Raw genomic sequence first — 17,905 nt, 5'->3', positions numbered from 1 at the left:
TAAGTATTCCGCTTTCGCGAAAGCGTAAAAAAAGCCTGCTACATTTAAGTAACAGGCTCTTTGTGTCGAGTTATGTAGGCTGTATTATAGCTCTAATAATCCGTTAGTTTTCTTAACGCCCTCTGCACTTTCTGCAAGGTGTGCTTTTTCTGCATCGTCAAGGTTGATCTCTACTATTTTTTCGATTCCGTTTTTACCTAGTACTACTGGCACACCGATACAAAGATCAGAAAGACCGTACTCACCATCTAGTAGTGTAGAACAAGGGAATATTTTCTTTTGGTCACAAGCAATAGCCTGTACAAGACCTGATACTGCTGCTCCTGGTGCGTACCAAGCAGAAGTTCCGAGAAGTTTAGTAAGTGTTGCTCCACCTACTTTAGTATCTTCTTTTACTTGAGTAAGACGTTCGTCAGAAATAAATTCTGATACTGGTACACTGTTGCGAGTTGCAAGACGTGTAAGTGGTACCATTCCTTTATCTGAGTGTCCACCTATTACCATACCATCTACATCTGAGATAGGAGCTTCTAGAGCTTCGGCAAGACGGTACTTAAAACGTGCACTATCAAGAGCACCACCCATACCGATAATACGGTTTTTAGGAAGTCCAGTTACTTTATGAGCTAGGTAAGTCATTGTATCCATAGGATTAGATACTACGATAAGGATCACATTAGGAGACTCTTTTACAAGACTAGCAGCAACACTTTTTACGATACCTGCGTTAATACCTATAAGTTCTTCACGAGTCATACCTGGCTTACGAGGTATACCAGAAGTAATTACCGCGATATCACTACCTGCAGTTTTTGAGTAATCACCAGTAGTACCTGTGATTTTTGTATCAAAACCGTTTAATGAAGCTGTTTGCATTAAATCCATTGCTTTACCTTCGGCAAAACCTTCTTTAATGTCTACTAATACTACTTCACTAGCAAAATCTTTTATTGCGATATATTCTGCACAGCTGGCACCTACGGCTCCAGCACCTACTACGGTAACTTTCATTGGATATAATTTTTAATATTTATGTTGATTTATACAGCTTTTTAAAGCTGCTACGAAAATACGATATCTCCTTCTTTTAATGTAGTCTAAGATGATAAAACTGTATTAATAGACGTCAAAAAAAAATCCCTGTCGCTACAAGTAGTGACAGGGATATAACAAGCCTGAATTCACAATCCAAATGAATCAAAATATTATGTTGCCTGTTTTTTTAAACCATTTCAAATACCCAACTTAGAATAGTTTAATAATCAACGTATGTTTACGCTGCTGTAAATGTACTACGACTCAAAAAATTGATTTTTTTGTTAAGTAGTGTTAGAGATCAAATATGTATATTTGTGTAGTTTATCGATAAATTAAGTGTTTAATCGATTAAAATTAAAATCTTGTACGGAAGTATGCACTTGTTGAGAAGACTTAATTAAAAAAATCCTCACTATCAGATAGCGAGGATTTACGTATGACTAGATTCTTTAAAATTAAACCCCTACATCTAATTATAAGAAAATAGCGAAAAGTGTCAAACACTCATCATATACTACTGCAATTTAAATATTATTTGAAGCTTTAAATTGTGAGGTGATAAAACATTAATCAGATTGTTTAAAACTACACTTTGTCGATTATAAATTACTTTTTATCGATATTATTTGAATAAGATGAGAGCTTTAAGATAGTTACAACCTGTACATAACTGCTAGGTTAGAATTTGTAAATCTCCCTACCGTTAAGATGTGAGATAAGCTCCATTTTGAGAAATGATAGCTCACCCCAATCTCACCTCTTATAGCAGTTTTTTGCGTATCAATTTTTTCTACTAGCTGATTTAAAATTGATAAAAACTGACTTTCTTGACCATTGAGCGAAAAATCATAATTGCTCACTGTTATTCCCAGATTACCCATAAACTCAAATTGCTTATGTCTCTTAGAAGTTATAAGTTGAAAAAGCATCGAATTTGAAGCTATTTCCATACCGTCTACTTCTAGAAGCGGAGTTGTCTCTGTGTCATCTGGATTATCTATAGTAAAGGCATCTAATTTGATCCTTAAGTCAAACCGAGCGTATGAAGCAGCGATAGCATACTGCAGTGATTCTGGATTTTCCTCTTTAGAGCTGTATTGATTGAGGTTATGTTTAACACCTATACCATAAATATTATATGCCGCATCTTCAATGGGTATTCTAGGGGAATAACGTAGGGTAACCTCTGTCTTTTTCCACAAGCCTACAGAGGCCTGTAGAAAGGGGTGGAAAAGCACACTTTGTTGTACGCCTTCAAAAGCTTGTAGTTCATTTGGTTCATCGCCTATGGTAAAATCAAAAAAGATAGAAGTCTCACCACCTAATGCACTCGGTATGATAGCGCTGCTCGAACCATCACGAATGATAAAATTATTGAAATCTGAATTTGAGACTTCAAAATTACGCTTACTATTGGGCGTCAATAGCGTGTTAAAGTGTAAAGAAATTTTGGTCTCGAATAATCCTAATGAGCGGGCATTATCTACCCAAGCTGCAGAAGATTGAAATGAGCTTGCCTCTGCACCGGGTGTGATAAAACCTTCAGAAATAAAAACTAGGTCTTGTACTGTGTTTTCTACATCTTCAAAAATAGATTGGGCTTGAAGCGAAGTGCAAATAATTAAATTGAAAATACAAAGGCGTAGTTTTAGTGTCATAATCACATAGGTTTCAGTAGGAAAATGGGAAAATACTATTTATCAAACTATTAGAGAATTGGTAATGCTATTTAAAATAAAAAAAGGCTCTAAACCTAAGTTTAGAGCCTTTCACGTATATAATTAAGAGTGTTTAAGCGTCTATATTTGCATAGATAGCATTCTTCTCGATAAACTCACGGCGAGGTGGTACCTCGTCACCCATAAGCATAGAGAATATTCTATCTGCCTCTGTACCATTATCTATGGCAACCTGGCGTAGTGTTCTAAACTCAGGATTCATAGTCGTATCCCAAAGTTGCTCTGCATTCATCTCTCCAAGACCTTTGTATCGTTGTATAGATACACCTTGAGTACCCAGACGTTCTGCTATCGCATCTCGTTCTTTATCATCCCAAGCATATTGCTTTTTCTGACCTTTTTTAACCAAGTATAATGGTGGTGTTGCGATGTATACAAAACCTTTTTCTACTAGCTCCCTCATATAGCGGAAGAAGAAAGTAAGAATAAGAGTAGAAATGTGACTACCATCTACATCGGCATCACACATAATAACTACTTTATGATATCTAAGTTTTGAAAGGTTAAGTGCTTTACTATCTTCCTCCGTACCTATAGTTACACCAAGAGCGGTGAAGATGTTTTTAATCTCTTCGTTTTCAAAAACTTTATGTTGCATTGCTTTCTCAACGTTCAAGATCTTACCACGTAGTGGTAAAATGGCTTGAAACTCACGGTCGCGACCTTGCTTAGCCGTTCCACCTGCCGAGTCTCCCTCAACAAGAAATACTTCACAAACTGCAGGATCTGTTTCAGAACAGTCAGATAATTTTCCAGGTAAACCACCTATACTCATTACCGTCTTACGTTGCACCATCTCACGCGCTTTCTTTGCTGCGTGACGAGCTTGAGCTGCAAGAATTACCTTTTGAACAATGGTCTTAGCATCATTCGGGTTTTCTTCCATATAAATCTCAATCATCTCTGCCACTGCTTGAGATACTGCAGATGTAACCTCACGGTTACCTAGTTTGGTTTTAGTTTGCCCTTCAAATTGTGGCTCACTTACCTTTACAGAAATAATAGCTGTAAGACCCTCACGGAAATCATCTCCCGCAATGTCAAACTTAAGTTTATCTAGCATTCCAGAGGCATCTGCAAATTTCTTGAGTGATCCCGTAAGACCACGACGAAAACCTGCAAGGTGTGTTCCTCCTTCGTGTGTGTTAATGTTGTTTACATATGAGTGTAAGTTCTCTGCATAGCTATCATTATAAATCATAGCCACTTCTACAGGGACACCATTTTTCTCCCCTTCCATAGAGATAACGTTTCCTATAATAGGGTTACGGTTACCATCTAAGAAACGTACAAATTCTGAAAGACCTTCATTAGAGTGAAAAGTTTCATTTTCAAACTCACCATCTTCTTTCTTATTTCGCTTGTCTGTAAGTGTTACAGTGATACCTTTATTAAGGTAAGCCAGTTCTCTTAATCTTGAAGCAAGCGTGTCATAATTGTACTCTGTAGTTTGCTGGAAGATAGAATCATCAGGAGTAAACGTAACTTCGGTACCTGTAAAATCTGTATCACCTATAGCTTTTACTGGGTATAATGCTTTACCACGTTCATACTCTTGTTCCCATACTTTACCTTCTTTATAAACCGTAGCTTTAAGATGGTTAGAAAGTGCATTCACACAAGATACACCTACCCCGTGTAGACCACCAGAAACCTTATAAGAGTCTTTATCAAATTTACCACCGGCACCTATCTTAGTCATTACTACTTGTAATGCAGATACACCTTCCTTTTTATGAATCCCTACAGGGATACCACGACCATTATCTCGTACCGTGATTGAGTTATCCTCGTTAATAGTAACATCTATAGCGTCACAGTAACCTCCCATAGCCTCATCTATAGAGTTGTCTACCACCTCATATACTAAGTGGTGCAAGCCTCTAACTCCTACATCTCCAATATACATCGAAGGACGCATACGTACGTGCTCCATTCCCTCAAGGGCCTGAATACTATCTGCCGAATATTGCTTTTTATTAGCGTCGTCGCTCATATTATAATTCTTAAAATATTGTCTAAAAACAAATATAAAGAAAGGGTCTCCAGAAAGGTCTTAAAAACCCTCGAAAACCCTTGAAGTTATTAACATTTTGTGGAAAAATACAAGCCTCTTTTTAGCGTAATTTGTGAGGTGCATTTTTACGCTTTCGCGAAAGCGGAATTATGATCTTTAAATATCTATAAAGCTTTAATTTTTCATCTCAGTTGGCGCGTTGATCTCTGCCTCTGGCGGAATGCGTTTTGCAAGAAATAAAACCTGACCTAAGTGACTTGACTGATGTTCCATTACGTGAAACCAGGCGTAGTAATTATTCATCCCATAACTAGGTACTTCTTCAAGAAGCCACTCGTCACTTGCAGACTTAAAAAGGGCTTTAGTGCGCTCTCTAACTTTTGTAAACTCCTCTAGATAATAGCTCACGGGCTTCCCTTTAAACTCCTCTTGAGCTTTTTTACCTAGGTCTAAGGCTAGTCCCCACTTTTTGGCTTCTTCTTCATTAAAGCCTCTGTTTTCAAATGTTCTTACTTGGTAAAATGCCTCTGCTGCTGCTAGGTGCATTACGAGTGCACCTATACGATTTGCATTCTCATCGTGTAGATGATCTATCTCGTGCTGAGACATTCCTTTTACTCTATACTCAACTCGCTCTTTCAAATCATCTAGCATTGAGATTAAAACACCTAGCTGTGGAGCATAACCATCTTCAGACTTAATTTCGGCTGGGCCAAAGTCCATAGCTTCGGTACCTTCTCCTGTTATCATTAGGGAGTGTGCTCCGGAAAAAGCATCGCTAGATGATTCTAGTGTATACTCTAGCACAGAACTGCTGTTTGTGCCGCCTATACCTTCTAACCAAGAGTCTATTTTCTCTCCTTTTGCTGTTTTTTCAAAGTCGGCATTTCCTAGTGGAAAATCTGTCATTATGCCGTTACTGTCTTCTATTTGTAAAGAGAAGTTGTCAAAGTAGAATATTCCATCAGATAGCATCAAACCACCTATAAGTAATCGTTCTGCATTTTTACCTATGGTTCCTTCTATGGTATATTCTTTCCATTCTGGATCTCTGATAGGTCTATCACCCATATTATCAAAAAAGCCGTTTTCATTATTCTTCATATCTACTCGGGCCCATAGTCCTGCCCAAGCTGTGGAGTCTGCAATTTCTGCCTTTACAGCTGCTTTAAGAATAAATTTGCGCTCCTTGTCCATACTCATATCTATAGATTGAGAAAAGGCTGTCCAGCTGTTTGATACTTGAGATTGCTGAGCTTTTGCAATAAATGAGCAGCAGAGTAATACGATAAGAGTTGGGTTAAATTTCATTGGATTGACTTGATTGAGTTCTTACTGGCTTTATTAGTAGCAAGATAGAGTTTTTGTTACACCAACCCCTTAACCTCCTCAAAATCTAACCCGCCATAATTGCCACTACTCATAAGCAGTATGGCTTTATTTTTAAGCTCTTGTTCAAATAGAAAGGCTTTAAAGTCTGCTGGCTCTGTAAATATGGTAAGGTCATCACGTTTAAACGCTGCTGCGATTTGCTGCGCTGTGATAGGTTCTAGTTTTTTGATTTCGACAGCCTTTGGTGAGTAAAAAACCACAGCCACATCTGCAGCATCTAGTGCTCCTTGATATTCGCTTAAAAACTCTGGATTAAGGCTGCTGTACGTATGAAGCTCTAGGCAGGCTACAACAGTACGGTCCCCATATTGTTCTTTTACGGCGCTTGTAGTTGCAGCTACTTTAGAAGGACTATGCGCAAAGTCTTTGTAAATGACCGTGTCTTTACTTTTAGCGATAAGTTCAAGTCGCTTACTGGCTCCCGTAAAGGTTGAGATGGCTTCATAAAAATCTTCTTCTACAACACCCATATGCTGGCAGATCCACTTGGCACCGGCTAGGTTATTGAGATTATGTTTCCCAAAAACTTCTATAGGCATCGCACCATCTGGAGTTTCTAGTAGGGTCTCACCATCTTCTACCGTGTACTTAGGTGTTTGGTAAGGATATTTTTTAATGTGGGCAGTGGCATTCTCTACTACTTTCACCACATTTTCATCTTCGGTATTGTACACCATTGCACCACCGTTTGTCATTGAGTCTACAAAAATCTGAAACTGCTCCACATAATTGTCAAACGTGGGAAAGACATTAATATGATCCCAAGCAATACCGCTTAGTAGGGCAATATTAGGTTTGTATAAGTGAAATTTTGGTCTGCGATCTATAGGGCTACTCAGGTACTCATCACCCTCTAGCACCATAAAATCTGCGTCATCTGTCATTCTCACCATCGTGTCAAAGCCTTCTAGCTGGGCACCCACCATATAGTCTACCTCTTTATCCCAGTAATGCATCACGTGCAGTATCATAGAGGTAATAGTAGTCTTGCCGTGAGATCCTCCTATAACGACTCTAGTTTTGTCTTTTGCACGCTCATATAGATATTCTGGATATGAGTAAATGTTGAGGCCAAGTTCTTGTGCTTTGAGCAACTCTGGGTTGTCTTCTTTTGCGTGCATTCCTAAAATAACTGCATCGAGGTCGCTTGTTAGTTTTTCTGGAAACCAGCCAAATGCTTCAGGTAATAGTCCATATTTTTCAAGTCGAGATTTTGACGGATCAAAAATCGTGTCGTCACTACCTGTTACGGTCTCTCCTTTGTGATGTAAAGCAAGTGCTAGATTATGCATTGCGGCTCCACCTATGGCTATAAAATGAATGTTCATATGTTGTAAAAGTCTTTATCGTAAAAATAAGATTTCGATTCCAAATGTGCGAGTATTATAAGTTCTATTTTGGGTGTGAGTACGCTTTCGCGAAAGCGTAACAAAAAACAATATCTTCTCTCAAGACAAGCTGCCAAAACACTGTTACGACTGCAAAAAGGCGTTTGTTTATGCAGAAATATTGACTCTCTGCGAGTTGTCTGTACTGACATAACGACATTCTCAGTAAAAGGCACTATTTTTGTCTAACCGATACCAACGTTCTGCTTACGGAACACAGAAAACGCACAACCAAATGAGTTTCTTCAAGAAAATATTTTCAAAAGAAAAAAAAGAAACCCTTGATAAAGGGCTAGAGAAGACAAAAACGAGCTTCTTTGATAAGATGAGTAAGGCAGTTGCCGGAAAGTCTAAGGTAGATGATGATGTACTTGATAATCTTGAAGAGGTGCTTGTTACCAGTGATGTGGGTGTAAAAACCACGCTTAAGGTGATCACGCGTATTGAAGAGCGAGTGGCCAAAGATAAGTATGTAGGTACAGATGAGCTTAACAAGATACTGCGTGAAGAAATTGCCGGTCTACTAAGTGAGACAAACACGGGTAACGCAACCGAATTTGAAATCCCATCGCAAAATAAACCACACGTGATTATGGTGGTAGGTGTAAACGGTGTGGGAAAAACAACCACTATAGGAAAGCTTGCTTACCAGTTTAAAAAGCAAGGTAAAAAGGTGGTGCTTGGTGCGGCAGATACGTTTAGAGCAGCAGCAATAGATCAACTGCAGGTATGGGCAGATCGAGTAGATGTACCTATTGTAAAACAGCAAATGGGAAGTGACCCAGCCTCAGTAGCCTTTGACGCACTAGAGAGTGGCGTAAAACAAGATGCAGATGTGATTATTATAGACACTGCCGGGAGATTACACAATAAGGTAAACCTTATGAACGAGCTTACTAAGGTGAAGCGTGTGATGCAAAAGGTAGTGGGAGATGCTCCTCACGATGTACTTCTTGTACTTGATGGTTCTACAGGTCAAAACGCCTTTGAACAAGCAAAACAATTTACAGCAGCAACAGAGGTGACTTCGCTAGCTGTGACAAAACTAGATGGTACTGCAAAAGGTGGTGTGGTGATAGGAATTTCTGATCAGTTTCAAATCCCTGTAAAATACATTGGAGTAGGAGAAGGTATCGAAGATTTACAAGTCTTTAATAAAGTAGAGTTTGTAGATAGTTTCTTTAAGTAAACCATCACTTTTTTATGAAACTCGATTTTAGGTGGCTTCCAGAACTTACGTTGCGCACCTTACGAGTGGTTGCTATTGGTTTTTTATTACTTAACCTTTATAGCGTCTATACAGCATACACTGCGGTAAGGAGTGACCTTGTGCCTGAATATCTAGCGCAGTACACCTCTTTTCCTCACTATATATTTATTGCCTTTTACAGTCTCATCATATTTTATATATGGAGAATCCTTAAAGGAGCGATTGCTTCACAATACTGGTGGGTGCCCGTAATTGCGGTGATTGTTTTTGAGTCTACTAAGTTTTTTATCTACGGTTTCTTGATGTGGGTTAATCCTTTTGGGTGACGCATTTTGTATTTTTAGTGGACTATAAAAATGCACTATGAAATACTTGTATACCCTCGCGCTCGCAACAGCGCTTTTTTCTTGTAAAAATGAAGCTCCTACTACCGCGGCAGACACAACTCCGCGATATGTTTGGGAAGCTTATAATGACTCCCTAGATATTGCAAAAACGCAAGCCCTTGAAAATAGCAGAATGCACCTCAAGCTTGTAATTGCAAAGGGACTCGATAAAAATGATATTTGGAACGATCTTAATGGGGAGATAAATACGCTTTCGCGAAAGCGTATCTCAGAAATCTCTTCGCTTATTTTAGAACAAGATATCCCGACCATCCAGAAGCACGTTAAAAATGGAGATTACTCATACGAAGAACTGACGCTATTTTACCTAGATCGTATCGCGCATTTTGAAAGTGACAATGACTTAGCGCTTAACGGAGTCATCGCTCTCAATAAAGAAGCGGTGAAGGAAGCGAGAGCACTTGATACTAAAGATAAATCAACCATAGATGAATATTCTGTGTACGGAATGCCTATACTTTTAAAAGATAACATTGGCGCAGCGGGGATGCCTACAACAGCAGGATCTGTAGCACTCACAGATAATATTGCAGGAGATGCATTTATTACCAAAAGGCTCAAAGAAGAAAATGCTATAATACTAGGTAAGGCTAACTTGAGTGAGTGGGCTTATTTTTTATGTACAGGTTGTCCAGTAGGTTATAGTGCTGTAGGTGGTCAGACCATAAATCCGTACGGTCGTTTACAATTTGAGTCAGGAGGATCAAGTTCTGGATCTGGGGTGAGCGTGGCAGCAAATTATGCCGTAGCCGCCATAGGGTCTGAAACTAGTGGATCTATACTGTCACCTTCTAGCCAAAATAACCTAGTTGGACTTAAACCTACCATCGGTCTTTTAAGTCGTAGTGGGATTGTACCTATTTCTAGTCACCTTGACACACCTGGTCCTATGACGAAGAATGTAGTGGATAATGCGATTGTACTACAAGCGCTCACGGGTAAAGATGCTGCAGATTCTTATAGTTATGCATCTACGGGTAATTATGTTCAAGCTGTTAAAGAAGGGAACCTTGAAGGAAAATATCTTGGTGTTATAAAGGGATACTTGCAAGACAGTACGTATGCTGCGGCTATCAATAAGCTTAAGGAAACAAAAGCTACACTTGTTGAGGTAGATATGGAACGAGTAAATATGCCAGGTTTTCTGTCTATCTTAAATATAGATATGAAAAATGATCTTCCTGCTTATTACGATGCAGAGGTTGCCCCTTCGGTAAAAAATAGAAATATAGAAGAGCTCATTTCATTTAATAATCAAGATAGTCTTACGCGTATTCCTTACGGTCAACAGCTTTTTAAAGGTATCGTTGCAGATAGCACAACCGATACAGAGCTTAAAGCAATTAAAGAAAACCTTATGGATATTACTCAAGCCTATTTTCAAGACGCACTGAGCAAACACCCTGAAGCTGGTGGGCAACTAGACGCAATACTCTCCATAAATAACTATGATGCTGGCTATGCAGCAGCGGCACATTATCCAGCACTTACATTACCTATGGGTTTCACCGCACAAGGAGAGCCTAAGGGAATTACCATTATCAGTCCGTCTAAAAATGAAGAAGTGATTTATAATATCGCAGTAGGAGTAGAGAGCACACTTAATGCTAGAACACTGCCAGAAGGATATCAGGAGTAAAAAAATGAATACACTTTAAATGGCTGTTGTCGTCTAGCTCTTAAAAGCTATTGGATAACAGCCATTATTTTTTCCCATAAATCTGTATCAAAACCAGAAGGACCTAATAATGACTCTTCGGTTGCATCGCCTAGGCGTATTACTACCAGTCCTTCACTGGGTAAAACATATACTTTTTGATCATCTTTACCTAAACCAGCAATAAGATCATCTGGTGCAGTAGGGATTAATTTTCCTGTAAATGTTGTCGTGGTGCCGGGTAGTCTATAGCTGTCTTGCCCATTAAGCCACCATAGATATCCGTAAGCCTCATTAATATCTTGAGAAGGCGTTGTCATTTCTGTAAAATATGCTGGATTTATTAATTGGTTTCCGTCCCAATTTCCTTCATTGAGCGTGAGTAGCCCAAAACGCGCCATACTTCGAGCTGTACTAAAGTATAATCTAAAATAGCCAAAAGGCACCCAGGCACCCGTCATACCGGTTTGTGACTTAAGCTTATTGTCATAGTAGGTGTTGAAATCATCGGGTATAGCTGCTGTTACTACATCTTGTAATAAGGTGTAAAAAGCGTTATGATAGTACCACTCAGCACCAGCATCATTAAGGTACAGCAGACACTCAGGGTCAGAGCAGTTGGTGTCATCTACTGTATAATCTCCTCCGCTGGTCATCGTGAGTTGGTTACGTATTGTTACCGCCGCTTCCTGTTCTGGAGTCATAGTAGTCCATCCCGTGCCTAGGTAATTGCTGGAAGCATCATTTATAGATAAGTAGCCTTCTTGTTGAGCAATACCTACGGTGTAAGCCGTGAGCGTTTTTGCAGCGCTATTCCAGCGATGGCTTGTAGTTGCGTCTGTATCTTGATAATAATTTTCTACTACTATTTTTCCATCTTTAAGGATGATAAAAGCGTTGCTGTTATTTTCTGCTACATAATCAGTGAGATCTTGTAAGGCTGTAAGATTCCAGTTAAGAGTAGACGGGCTTGTCACTTCCCAAGTGTCACCTGCGATAGGAGGGAAGTATAGATTACTAGTCTCGCCAGTATCATCTGGCTCTTCTGTGATGGTATCGTCAGTTATAAAAATCGTATCATCAGTAATGATTTCATTATCTGTAGTTGAACACGATAGACATATAAGTAATAAGAAATATAGGTAACGCATCATTGAGGCTTTATGATAGGACTCTAAAATATAAAAAAGGATTAATGTAGCTCTCATAATTAAGGAATTGGCAGTTTTTAGAGCAATCAAAAGGTGTAAAATATCAAGGTGCTATTTACTATGTTATTTGGCTTATCTTTGCACTCCCTTAAAAGGAAGGCTATGCGTACAAAATCATTGAAGAAGAATAAGATAAACGTAGTAACTCTAGGTTGCTCAAAAAACGTTTATGATAGTGAGGTCTTAATGGGCCAGCTCAAAGCAAATGAGATGGATGTTGCTCACGAAGAAGATGGTAACATCGTTGTGATTAACACCTGTGGTTTTATAGACAATGCAAAAGAGGAGTCTGTAAACACCATTCTTGAGTACGTAAAGCAAAAAGAAGAAGGCGATGTAGACAAGGTATTTGTTACAGGATGTCTTTCTGAGCGATACAAGCCAGACCTTCAAAAGGAGATTCCAGATGTAGATCAGTATTTTGGAACAACAGAGCTACCAGGATTACTTAAAGCACTTGGAGCAGACTATAAGCACGAGCTTATAGGTGAGCGTATCACAACTACACCAAAAAACTACGCCTACCTAAAAATAGCCGAAGGTTGTGACCGCCCTTGTTCTTTCTGCGCAATTCCTTTAATGAGAGGTAAGCACAAGTCAAAATCTATTGAGCACCTCGTAGTAGAAGCAAAAAAACTTGCTTCAAATGGCGTGACAGAGTTAATCCTTATCGCACAAGATCTTACGTATTACGGTCTTGATTTATATAAAAAACGTAACCTAGCAGAGCTTCTTGAAAACCTTGTTCAAGTAGAAGGTATAGAATGGATTCGTCTACACTATGCATTTCCTTCTGGTTTCCCGGTAGATGTACTTGATGTGATGAAGCGTGAGCCTAAGGTGTGTAATTACCTTGATATTCCGTTGCAACACATTGCAGATCCTATCTTAAAATCTATGCGACGTGGTACAACAATGGCAAAGACAAATGCGTTGTTAGAACGCTTTCGCGAAAGCGTACCAGAGATGACCATAAGAACTACCCTTATTGTAGGATATCCTGGAGAAACCGAAGAAGATTTCCAAACGCTGAAGCAATGGGTAAAAGATCAACGTTTTGAGCGTTTAGGATGTTTTACATACTCACACGAGGAAAATACACACGCATATAATCTAGAAGATGATGTGCCAGAGGATGTAAAAATGGATCGCGCAAACCAGATTATGGAGATCCAATCACAAATTTCTTGGGAGCTCAATCAGCAGAAAATAGGGAAGGAGTTTAAAATTGTTGTAGATCGTAAAGAAGGAAACTTCTTTATAGGTCGTACAGAATTTGACTCACCAGATGTAGATAACGAGGTGCTAGTAGATGCTACCAAGTTTTATTTAAAAACTGGAGACTACGCAATGGTAAAAGTAACAGAGGCAGAAGATTTTGATCTGTATGCAGAACCACTTGTAGCCTTAGAGCGACCACAAGCATTGCACGCAAAACGTGCTACCAAAAAATAAGAAGTAGTAAATTAATTTACAAAAAGCCTTTTGGAACAAATGTTTTGAAAGGCTTTTTTGTGTGTAAGAGTTTGTTTGCAAGGCTTACATTTGTAGCACTAAAAAAGCTTTTTTTATGCGTATTATTTGTCTAGTGTTTTTTGCTTTTATTCTTATTACTTCTTGTAAAGAGTCTAATCAAACAGAGGTTGCCCCAGTAGAAGAGCAGCCAGCAATAGCTGCGTCTACTACCAATGCATCACTCACTGCTATACAACTACCCTCTACGGGAAAGTCTCATCTACCTAGACTCAAGTCGAGTGGCGGTAAATTACATATGACTTGGGTGGAGCAAGAAGGCAAGATGGCAATTTTAAAATATGCTAGTTACGATAGTGCCAAGTGGAGTCAACCTAGAACCATTACATCTGGAGATAATTGGTTTGTAAACTGGGCAGATTTTCCAGCACTGGGCGTAAATGGTGATTACCTACTCACTAATATCTTAGAAAAATCTGCAGAGGGCACTTATGATTATAATATAAAGCTTCAATTATCAAAAGGTGATGAGATTATTAAAGATGATTTCCTACTCAATACAGATGGCGTAGATGCAGAGCACGGATTTGTATCTATTCAAGCATATGATGGAGGTTTTTATGCTACTTGGCTTGATGGTAGAAATACAAAAAACGAAGACGAGAGTAAAAACCAAATGACGCTACGCAATGCCTACATAGATTTAGCGGGAAATATAACGCAAGATACAGAGATAGATAATCGCGTTTGTGACTGCTGTAATACAGCAACGGCTATAACAAATAATGGACCGGTTGCCGTTTATAGAGATCGTTCAGACACCACACCAGAGGTACGAGATATGGCAATTGTGCGATGGGTAGATGGAGCGTGGTCAAAACCTATGGTTATAGGTAATGATAATTGGGAACTTAACGGTTGCCCCGTAAACGGACCTGCAATAGCAACCAAAGAAGAAAATGTGGTGGTGAGTTGGTTTACTGCAGAGGGTGATACTCCTAGAGTGCTCACGGCTTTTTCAAATGATAATGGAGCCTCTTTTGGAGGTGCAATCCGTGTAGATAACGGAAACGCAATAGGTAGAGTAGATACAGATTTTATGAGTGATGGCAGCGCTCTCATATCGTGGTTAGAACCAATGGGTGAAAACGTAGTGCTACAAGTAGCCCGAGTGTATGTAGATGGAACACACGATGCGCCAGTGACAGTAACCAATACCTCTGCCGAACGACAAAGCGGCTTCCCACAACTAGAAGTTGTAGGCGATTCGATTTTTGTAGCGTGGACAGATCTTAATGGTGACAACAGCGAGGTTAAGATGGTACACTTTGAGATGAAATAGTCTAATTTGCTCAATAACGTAATCTACCCCACAACAGTGTCCCTCTTCCAAGAGGGAGTCAGAGAGGTGTCCGCAGGAGTGAGTAAACTAGAATTTCATTTCCAATTCTCACCCTTCAGGACTGGGGAAGGAATTGGCAGACTGAGTCGGGGCTAGTAAAAAGAATTGCCAGCCGGAAAGTTTTCCCCGTCCCTAAAGGGTGACTTTTCTTAGGGAATTAGACATAAAAATAACCCAGCCCACCCACAACAGTGTCCCTCTTCCAAGAGGGAGTCAGGGAGATGTCCGCAGGAGTGAGTTAACTAGAATTTTATGTCATAATTCTACCCCTCAATTCTATCCATCAAAATAACGTAACCTACCCACAACAGTGTCCCTCTTCCAAGAGGGAATCAGGGAGATGTCGGCAAGAGTAAGTAAACAAAAAAAATGCCCTGAAATAGGGCATTTTTTTTGTTTTAGTAAGTAATGAATCTACAACCTAAACTTCCCGTTATTGGTCAAGAAAATAGCATTGGTGAAGAATAACTTTCCATTGTGCCAGAACGCTCTAAAAAGTGGGTCGTCTACCATATAGATAACGCTCCCGCGTCCCATACGTTCTTCTCCAAAAATAAGAGAGTTACTTAGTTTTCCTTTTGCCGTTTCTCCTGCAAATCCTGCTACATTCTCTACATCTTCAGGTATCCACGCTACGTTATAACCGCGGTCAAGATATGAGTAGGAGTTGCTTCCTAGCTTTAAGCTGTAGTACGTGTCTGGATAGCCAAAAGCCATAGGGTGCGTCGTATCTACTTTAGTCTTAAAGATAGAACCTGTGATAAAATTTGTAGTACTTGCATTCTCACGATCTGCATATGGAGTTAGGTTTTCTTTCTTTTCGCTTTTTTCAGTATCGCTGCCGCCGGTATTTCTTTTTATTGAAAATCCAGATTTGCCAGCAAGGCTTCCTACGGCATTTGCTAGTGCAATTACTTTACCGCCACCACGCACAAAGTCTTTTACCTTGTCAAGGTTACTTTCGGTAAGTACGCTTCCGTACCAGCCGCTAGGCATCACGAGCACATCAAATTCATCAAGATTTACACGCCCTAGCTTATCTGCATTTATAGAAGTCACAGGGTACTGTAATGTCTGTTCAAAAAAGTACCACGTAGCTCCATAACTCAATGATGAGGTTGCGTCTCCTTTAAGTAATGCAATCTTTGGCGGATTGATAAGCTTTACTTGTGACGACCCAAAATCTGGTCCAGAACTTGCAAATGAGGTTGTCGTAGCGGTAAGGGTTCTGTTATGCTTTAGCGAAAGCGTACTCAACACCTCATTAAAATCTTCACGTCCCAGATTATCACTTTTTGTGATGATTAAAGAACCGCGCTCGTAAGAAACTCCATTATTTACAAAGGGTTGCTCGCTAAAACGTACTCTAATGCCCTCCTTAAGAAGTCCTGCTAGAAACTGTGCATCATCAAGACTATTCCACTTCCCGATGTAGCCCGCTACATTTGTGCTTGCTGTGGTTATGTTTGTTTTAAAAGGGCTCGCGGCATTTGCTTTTACCAGTGATGTGCTTGCCACGGCATTAAGACCGTAAGCGTGTGGTAAATTCCACGCGGTAATATCATAAGTGAGCGGTGTGCTTAGTTTTGCATCTGGTTCAAAAAGTGCCTTTACCATTTTTCCTTTTGGCTGGTCTGTACTTATCACCATTGCTGTGTCATAGCTCATACTACCTTGACCGTTTGAGGTGTAGTTAAAACCTGTTGCCTTACCGTTTGAGGCAAAGCCATAGTTTATCTCGTGCTTGTCCATTAAGTCGGCTAGCGCTTTGAGATTATCTACATTACCAGAAAGTACGTAGCTTTTATATTTAAGATTGTTGTTATTAAAGTATGCTTTAAACTCTGAGTTGAGCTTTGCAGCATTTTTTACAGAAATCTCTACGGTAGAGAGTCCTGTAGTTTTGTGGTGTGCTACACGATCTACCAGCGTGAGTTCATAACCTCGATCTGTATGAATACCTAAACCGGCACGACCGTGACCAGCCTGCTCATAGGTCATCCCTATTGCTCCCATAAAGGTAGGGTAGGTGTCACCGTAAGAAGGGTAGAGTAAGTCAAAACTCTCTCTTGTGAAAAACAGCCAACCTTCTTTATCAAAATAGCGTGCGTGATTTGCTCCTATTTGCGTTTGGAAATCCATCTGCCAGTCTGTGATAATCTCGTGATATGGCTCTGCTGCCGGAGCAAAATAATAGGGATTGTTTATTCCCTGCTCGTGAAAGTCTACGTGCACGTGAGGCATCCACTTATTATATACTTTTAATCGTTGTTGTGACTCTACTTGTGATGCCCACGCCCAGTCACGGTTAAGGTCAAAAAGGTAGTGATTAGGTCTTCCTCCTGGCCACGGCTCATCGTGCTCTGTAGCTACTTGTGCTGGGTCATAAGGTGTAGACGCTACTTGATTAAACCAGTTTGCATAGCGATCACGCCCGTCTGGATTTACACAAGGATCCATAATAATAACGGCATCTTTTAACCATTCTTTTTTTGAAGTAATTAACTCATATAGTGTCACCATAGAAGCCTCTGTAGATGATGCTTCATTACCGTGCACGTTATAAGAAAGCCAGACTATTGCCTTGTCTGCCGTACCAGAGTTACCGGTAGCAATACCTGTTTGCTCCAGGTTTGCTTTGCGTATATTTTCTAGATTGCTATGGTTTGCGCTTGTGGTAATAACGGCATAGGTAAGGGGTCTACGCTCGTTAGTTTTACCATATTCTTGATAGGTGACTAGGTCACTATTTTCGGCTACGTGTTCAAAGTAGCGCACCACGTCTGAGTGTCGTGAGAACTGTGTTCCTATCTCATAACCCAGAAATTCTGATGGAGATTGTACTTGAGCGGTAAGTAATGTTGTGAGAAATAAGGCGACAAAAAAGCTGTAGATTCTGAGCATTTGGTTGGTTTTAGCAAAAGCTAAAGCTATAAAAAGAGCTCGCCGCAAATCAGCGTTTTAACGTTTT

12 protein-coding genes are annotated in these 17,905 nt (G+C 39.8%); 5 read left to right on the top strand and 7 right to left on the bottom strand.

From position 1 onward, the window contains the following. Positions 1-84 precede the first annotated feature (84 nt). The 5 genes from mdh to ABVM49_RS00925 all read right to left on the bottom strand — a co-directional run bounded on the left by mdh (position 85) and on the right by ABVM49_RS00925 (position 7,514). Positions 85-1,011: a malate dehydrogenase gene (gene mdh / locus ABVM49_RS00945; protein WP_299148087.1), complete on the bottom strand. Its 927-nt coding sequence runs from the start codon at positions 1,009-1,011 to the stop codon at positions 85-87. Positions 1,012-1,691: 680 nt separating this feature from the next. Beyond that, positions 1,692-2,696: a DUF6588 family protein gene (locus tag ABVM49_RS00940; protein ID WP_405202647.1), complete on the bottom strand. Its 1,005-nt coding sequence runs from the start codon at positions 2,694-2,696 to the stop codon at positions 1,692-1,694. Positions 2,697-2,829: 133 nt separating this feature from the next. Then, a complete protein-coding gene (gene gyrB, locus ABVM49_RS00935; RefSeq protein ID WP_038599816.1) occupies positions 2,830-4,773 on the bottom strand; it encodes a DNA topoisomerase (ATP-hydrolyzing) subunit B in 1,944 nt (647 codons plus the stop codon). Between the two features lie 195 nt (positions 4,774-4,968). Further along, on the bottom strand, positions 4,969-6,105 hold the full coding sequence (locus ABVM49_RS00930) for a DinB family protein (RefSeq protein WP_405202646.1): 1,137 nt from the start codon (positions 6,103-6,105) through the stop codon (positions 4,969-4,971). 56 nt (positions 6,106-6,161) lie between these two features. Beyond that, on the bottom strand, positions 6,162-7,514 hold the full coding sequence (locus tag ABVM49_RS00925) for a UDP-N-acetylmuramate--L-alanine ligase (protein ID WP_405202645.1): 1,353 nt from the start codon (positions 7,512-7,514) through the stop codon (positions 6,162-6,164). A gap of 295 nt (positions 7,515-7,809) precedes the next feature. Between ABVM49_RS00925 and ftsY the strand changes: the two genes are divergently transcribed. Genes ftsY through ABVM49_RS00910 form a run of 3 tightly spaced genes read left to right on the top strand, consistent with a single transcriptional unit; the run spans position 7,810 to position 10,830 of the window. Then, a complete protein-coding gene (ftsY, locus tag ABVM49_RS00920; RefSeq protein ID WP_299148094.1) occupies positions 7,810-8,763 on the top strand; it encodes a signal recognition particle-docking protein FtsY in 954 nt (317 codons plus the stop codon). A 14-nt stretch (positions 8,764-8,777) separates the two neighbouring features. After that, positions 8,778-9,110 (top strand): hypothetical protein, encoded by a 333-nt coding sequence (locus tag ABVM49_RS00915; protein ID WP_405202644.1) that lies wholly within the window; start codon positions 8,778-8,780, stop codon positions 9,108-9,110. A gap of 37 nt (positions 9,111-9,147) precedes the next feature. Further along, entirely contained in the window at positions 9,148-10,830 is a 1,683-nt protein-coding gene (locus tag ABVM49_RS00910) for an amidase family protein (RefSeq protein ID WP_405202643.1), read from the top strand. A 47-nt stretch (positions 10,831-10,877) separates the two neighbouring features. Here the strand turns inward: ABVM49_RS00910 and ABVM49_RS00905 are convergent, their stop codons facing one another. Continuing rightward, on the bottom strand, positions 10,878-12,002 hold the full coding sequence (locus ABVM49_RS00905) for a serine hydrolase domain-containing protein (protein ID WP_405202642.1): 1,125 nt from the start codon (positions 12,000-12,002) through the stop codon (positions 10,878-10,880). Positions 12,003-12,161: 159 nt separating this feature from the next. Between ABVM49_RS00905 and rimO the strand changes: the two genes are divergently transcribed. Together rimO and ABVM49_RS00895 are read left to right on the top strand one after the other, a co-directional pair. Beyond that, on the top strand, positions 12,162-13,514 hold the full coding sequence (gene rimO, locus ABVM49_RS00900) for a 30S ribosomal protein S12 methylthiotransferase RimO (RefSeq protein ID WP_405202641.1): 1,353 nt from the start codon (positions 12,162-12,164) through the stop codon (positions 13,512-13,514). A gap of 115 nt (positions 13,515-13,629) precedes the next feature. After that, positions 13,630-14,874 carry a hypothetical protein gene (locus ABVM49_RS00895; protein WP_405202640.1) on the top strand — a complete coding sequence of 415 codons (1,245 nt, stop codon included), beginning with the start codon at positions 13,630-13,632 and terminating at the stop codon, positions 14,872-14,874. Positions 14,875-15,348: 474 nt separating this feature from the next. Here ABVM49_RS00895 and ABVM49_RS00890 read toward each other — a convergent pair whose 3' ends face one another. Continuing rightward, positions 15,349-17,838 (bottom strand): M14 family metallopeptidase, encoded by a 2,490-nt coding sequence (locus ABVM49_RS00890; RefSeq protein WP_405202639.1) that lies wholly within the window; start codon positions 17,836-17,838, stop codon positions 15,349-15,351. Positions 17,839-17,905 lie beyond the last annotated feature (67 nt).

The organism is Dokdonia sp. LLG6352-1 (genome assembly GCF_045055815.1).
Lineage (GTDB): Bacteria > Bacteroidota > Bacteroidia > Flavobacteriales > Flavobacteriaceae > Dokdonia > Dokdonia donghaensis.
This window is presented reverse-complemented; position numbering and strand designations above follow the sequence as displayed.